Consider the following 3,972-nt stretch of genomic DNA (forward strand, 5'->3'; position numbering starts at 1 on the left):
GAAAACAACAAAGACGGGAATCATCGGCACATCGTCATAAAATGCCACGTCCCCCGCCGCCGACCCCAGGGTCAGAATGATTAACACTTCGAAGAGCGACATCTGGCGCACGCCGCGTCGTCCGGTAAGTTTGAGGAACAGGAAAACCAGTACAAAGGTGTAGAGACTTCGCAGCGCGACCTCGCCTAAAAACTCAACGGGTACTTTATCAAAGGCCATTCGTTGAAGGTCGAATGCTTTCATTTTTTATATTCCTTTACAGTAGGTTACTGAATATAAGCATAGCCCAGCCTTTTATTTTCGCCGAAACCGCCGGGGAGATAGCGCCTGTCATGCAAAACCCGTATCATTGCGCGCTTTCCGTACGATATAAGTGATCCCCATGACTCAAACGTTTATCCCCGGCAAAGACGCCGCCCTGGAAGATTCCATCGCTCGCTTCCAGCAAAAACTGACCGACCTGGGCTTTAACATCGAAGAGGCCTCCTGGCTCAACCCGGTTCCCCACGTCTGGTCTGTGCATATTCGCGATAAAGAGTGCGCGCTGTGCTTTACCAATGGCAAAGGTGCAACCAAAAAAGCGGCGCTGGCCTCTGCGCTGGGTGAGTATTTTGAACGTCTGTCCACTAACTATTTCTTTGCCGATTTCTGGCTGGGCGAGACCGTGGCGAATGGCCCGTTTGTTCACTATCCAAATGAAAAATGGTTCCCACTGACCGAAGATGACGAACTGCCGGAAGGGATCCTCGACGATCGCCTGCGTGCGTTTTACGATCTGGAGAATCAACTGACCGCCAGCATGCTGGTTGATTTGCAGTCAGGTAATGAAGATCGCGGTATCTGCGCCCTGCCGTTTACCCGCCAGTCTGACGAGCAAACCGTTTATATTCCGATGAACATCGTCGGCAACCTGTATGTCTCCAACGGCATGTCAGCCGGTAACACCCGCAACGAAGCGCGTGTTCAGGGTCTGTCCGAAGTCTTTGAGCGCCATATTAAAAACCGCATTATCGCAGAATCTATCAGCCTGCCGGAGATCCCGGCTGATGTGCTGGCCCGCTACCCGGGCGTGGTGGAGTCCATTGCCAAACTGGAAGCAGAAGGTTTCCCAATCTTCGCCTATGACGGCTCGCTGGGCGGGAAGTATCCGGTTATCTGCGTGGTGCTGTTCAACCCGGCGAACGGCACCTGCTTCGCCTCCTTCGGGGCGCACCCGGACTTTGGCGTAGCGCTGGAGCGTACCGTCACGGAACTGCTGCAGGGCCGTAGCCTGAAAGATCTCGATGTCTTCACTCCGCCGACGTTTGATGACGAAGAAGTGGCGGAACATGCCAACCTGGAAACGCACTTCATCGACTCCAGCGGCTCTATCTCCTGGGATCTGTTTAAGCAGGACGCGGATTATCCGTTTGTTGACTGGAGCTTCTCCGGCACCACAGAAGAAGAGTTCGCCACGCTGATGGCTATCTTCACTGCCGAAGGGCAGGAAGTGTACATCGCCGATTATGAACATCTGGGCGTCTACGCCTGCCGTATTCTGGTGCCGGGCATGTCCGACATCTATCCGGTAGAAGATCTGTGGCTGGCCAATAACAGCATGGGCAGCCATCTGCGCGAAACCCTGCTGGCGCTGCCGGAGAGCGCCTGGGAGAAAGAGGACTACCTGAACCTTATTACCCAGCTGGACGACGAAGGTCATGACGACTTCACCCGCGTACGCGAGCTGCTGGGGCTGGCAACGGGTAAAGATAATGGCTGGTACACCCTGCGTATTGGCGAGCTGAAGGCGATGCTGGCGCTGGCAGGCGGCGATCTGGAACAGGCGCTGATCTGGACCGAATGGACCATCGAGTTCAACGCCTCGGTATTCAGCGCGGAGCGTGCAAACTACTACCGTTGCCTGCAGACCCTGCTGTTGCTGGCGCAGGAAGAAGAGCGTCAGCCGCTGCAGTACCTCAATGCCTTTACCCGTATGTACGGCGCCGAAGCGGTAGAGAATGCCAGCGCGGCCCTGAGCGGCGAAGCGCCGTTCTATGGCTTGCAGGCGGTGGACAGCGATCTGAAAGCCTTCCCTGCGCACCAGTCCTTGCTGAAAGCCTATGAGAAATTGCAGAAAGCAAAAAGCGCGTACTGGGCTAAATAACGTTACATACCATTACAAACAGTAGGCGAATACAATCGCCTACGTTATATTACGGGGCAATTTTATTGCCCCGTTTTATTTTTACGGTAATAAATCTTTGGTTGTAATAATTAAGTTAAATATTGGTAGCTATAATAATAGCGGCCTGACAGTTATTGTTACTTTTTATATGAAATACTCCATTTTAATTAACTGTCGGAGTAAGCGTCAGGAGAAAAAAATCAACTCATTTTGTAACTTTTAAAATTTATTTTTATCAGGATAATCAAAAACTTACTCCGCATTTGCTGTAAAACCACGCACTTTGCGGGCCTATAAGCCAGGCGAGATATGATCTACATCAATTTCTCTTCTATAATGCTTTGTTAGTATCTCGTCGCCGACTTAATAAAGAGAGAGTTAGTGTGAAAGCTGACAACCCTTTTGATCTTTTACTCCCAGCTGCAATGGCAAAAGTTGCCGAAGAAGCGGGTGTCTATAAAGCAACGAAACAACCGATGACGACGTTCTTCCTGGCGATTACCGCCGGCGTGTTCATCTCCATCGCCTTCGTTTTCTATATCACTGCGACCACCGGTACCGCCGCGATGCCTTACGGTATTGCCAAGCTGATTGGTGGCATCTGTTTCTCGCTGGGCCTGATTCTCTGCGTCATTTGCGGCGCCGATCTCTTTACCTCGACGGTGCTTATCGTCGTGGCGAAAGCCAGCGGTAGAATCACCTGGGGTCAACTGGCCAAAAACTGGATCAACGTTTATATCGGTAACCTGATTGGTGCCCTACTCTTTGTTCTGTTGATGTGGTTGTCCGGGGAGTATATGACAGCCAACGGCGGCTGGGGCCTGAATGTCCTGCAAACCGCCGACCATAAAATGCACCATACATTTATTGAAGCCGTTGCCCTTGGCATCCTGGCGAACCTGATGGTCTGCCTGGCGGTCTGGATGAGTTACTCCGGTCGCAGCCTGATGGATAAAGCGATGATCATGGTTCTGCCTGTCGCCATGTTCGTTGCCAGCGGCTTTGAACACAGCATTGCAAACATGTTTATGATCCCTTTCGGTATCGTAATCCGTGACTTTGCCAGCCCGGAGTTCTGGACCGCAGTTGGTTCAAGCCCGGAGAATTTCTCTCACCTGACCGTTATGAACTTCATTACTGATAACCTGATCCCGGTCACAATCGGGAACATTATCGGCGGTGGTCTGCTGGTTGGGTTGACATACTGGGTCATTTACCTGCGTGGCGATAACCATCATTAACGGTTGTCTCAGGCAGTAAATAAAAAATCCACTTAAGAAGGTAGGTGTTACATGTCCGAACTTAATGAAAAGTTAGCCACAGCATGGGAAGGTTTTGCCAAAGGTGATTGGCAGAATGAAGTCAACGTTCGTGACTTCATCCAGAAAAACTACACCCCATATGAAGGTGACGAATCCTTCCTGGCCGGTGCCACCGACGCAACCACTGCCCTGTGGGATAGCGTTATGGAAGGCGTTAAGCAGGAAAACCGCACTCACGCGCCTGTTGATTTCGACACCTCCATCGCGTCCACCATCACTTCTCACGACGCGGGTTATATCAACAAGTCCCTCGAGAAGATTGTTGGTCTGCAAACTGAAGCGCCACTGAAACGTGCGATTATCCCGTTCGGTGGTATTAAAATGGTTGAAGGTTCCTGCAAAGCGTACAATCGCGAGCTGGACCCAATGCTGAAAAAAATCTTCACCGAATACCGCAAAACCCACAACCAGGGCGTGTTTGACGTTTATACCAAAGACATCCTGAACTGCCGTAAATCTGGCGTCCTGACCGGCCTGCCAGATGCC

The 3,972-nt window shown here is 51.4% G+C and carries 3 protein-coding genes and 1 pseudogene; 3 read left to right on the forward strand and 1 reads right to left on the reverse strand.

The window, feature by feature from the left end; all coding sequences use genetic code 11:
- Positions 1–243, reverse strand: a pseudogene (locus WFM46_RS23075) (DUF421 domain-containing protein); the annotation flags it as partial.
- A gap of 139 nt (positions 244–382) precedes the next feature.
- On the opposite strand from WFM46_RS23075, the gene ycaO reads away from it, so the two are divergent.
- The 3 genes from ycaO to WFM46_RS23090 form a co-directional block, all read left to right on the forward strand.
- Positions 383–2,143 carry a 30S ribosomal protein S12 methylthiotransferase accessory factor YcaO gene (gene ycaO, locus WFM46_RS23080; RefSeq protein WP_103178917.1) on the forward strand — a complete coding sequence of 587 codons (1,761 nt, stop codon included), beginning with the start codon at positions 383–385 and terminating at the stop codon, positions 2,141–2,143.
- 404 nt (positions 2,144–2,547) lie between these two features.
- Entirely contained in the window at positions 2,548–3,405 is an 858-nt protein-coding gene (focA, locus tag WFM46_RS23085) for a formate transporter FocA (protein WP_139156327.1), read from the forward strand.
- Positions 3,406–3,456: 51 nt separating this feature from the next.
- Positions 3,457–3,972, forward strand: a 516-nt coding sequence (locus WFM46_RS23090) for a pyruvate formate lyase family protein (protein WP_336998649.1), incomplete at its 3' end; no start/stop codon positions are given.

The sequence above is a fragment of the Leclercia sp. M50 genome (assembly GCF_037150775.1).
GTDB lineage: Bacteria > Pseudomonadota > Gammaproteobacteria > Enterobacterales > Enterobacteriaceae > Enterobacter.